Here is a 1,396-nt window from a genome sequence, read left to right on the forward strand (position 1 = left end):
CACTAGCATTGCATTAATTGAAATTAGCAATTCAAAATACTAAAAACATTCAATAATTACCAGTTTAGACAACAAAAAATCCTTTACAATGGAGAGGTCAGGTGGTTCCTGTCCAAATCCAAAGTAAAGGACTTCAGCTATGGACAAGAATACACTACTTTCATCATTTGGTAAATGGGTTTTACCCATAAATACGGAAAAAATTAATGAACAAGTTAAATTTCTTAAACAGGATTATTACACAAAGAAACTAACGACGGGAGCGTATATCAAGCTCTTACTGTTTGCCCAGCTTCACGAGTTCAATAGTCTGCACGCAATCAGTGACGCTTTACTAGATGAAGACCTTCAAATAACGCTGGGGTTTGAATCTATCAGTGCATCGCAACTTTCTCGGAAGAATAACAACTTGGATCCGGCTATCCTTTCAACGCTGTTCCTGGATCTTGTGAAAAAGATTCAAGAATATCGCCATCCCAGCACAAGGAATTTGCCTCTAAAAATCATTGATTCAAGTACGCTTCCACTTAATCTGACGAACTACAAATGGGCAAAATTCCGGAAGACCAAAGCAGGCGTCAAGCTTCATTTACGGCTTGTATTCATGGATAAGGACACCGTCTATCCCGAAAAGGCAGTCATTACGGTAGCGAAAGAACATGACAGAAACCAACTGGAAGTCCTCGTGGATGACAAGGAAGCCATGTATGTGTTTGACCGCGGCTACGTCGACTATGAACGTTTTGACCGCATGACAGATGATGGCTATTTCTTCGTATCCAGACTGAAGAAGAATGCCGTCATCCGTGAAGTGGAATCCTTCTCCCTGCCTGAGGGAAGCACGGTCTTGTCGGATAAGATGGTGCTTATCGGTTCGACTCAAAACCGGGCGGAAAACTTTTTTCGACTGTTAGAAGTGGTAGATTCCAAAGGGAATGTCCTTCGGCTGATCACCAACCGGTTTGATCTGGAAGCCGACGAAATAAGTGAAATCTACCGTTCGCGCTGGGCAATTGAGCTATTCTTCAAATGGCTCAAGCAACATGTAGAGATCAAACACTTCTATGGGATGAGTGAAACTGCGATACAAAACCAGATCTACCTGGCGCTCATCACCTATTGCCTGCATGTGCTCATCCAGTTGGAGACGAATAGTAAGAAAACACTACTTCGTATCAGCCGATGGCTAAAGGCAGCCATTTGGAAACCCGCATTCGTATGGATTCGGCGCTTTGAAGAAGAAACTTAGCTTATCGCTTGTCGTCGTCCCTTTTGTTTAATTGTATATTTTTACCAAATGGACAGTGCCACCTTTGCTTAAGGCTTTGCCTTTTTGGCACTTTTTCATGAAAGTATATTAACGGAATATTCTAACGGCATTTATGCAACGCTAGTG

Annotated in this window: 1 protein-coding gene; it reads left to right on the forward strand. The window is 42.2% G+C overall.

The annotated features are described in order from the left end of the window. The first annotated feature begins 139 nt into the window (after positions 1-139). Positions 140-1,249 carry an IS4 family transposase gene (locus D4N35_RS17745; protein ID WP_120076038.1) on the forward strand — a complete coding sequence of 370 codons (1,110 nt, stop codon included), beginning with the start codon at positions 140-142 and terminating at the stop codon, positions 1,247-1,249. The last annotated feature ends 147 nt before the right edge of the window (positions 1,250-1,396 follow it).

It is taken from the genome of Siminovitchia fortis, from assembly GCF_003605365.2.
GTDB lineage: Bacteria > Bacillota > Bacilli > Bacillales > Bacillaceae_C > Siminovitchia > Siminovitchia fortis.

Excerpts from the sequence above, each read along its gene's own strand:
- D4N35_RS17745 (WP_120076038.1), top strand. The coding sequence starts at position 140 with ATGGACAAGAATACACTACTTTCATCATTTGGTAAATGGGTTTTACCC.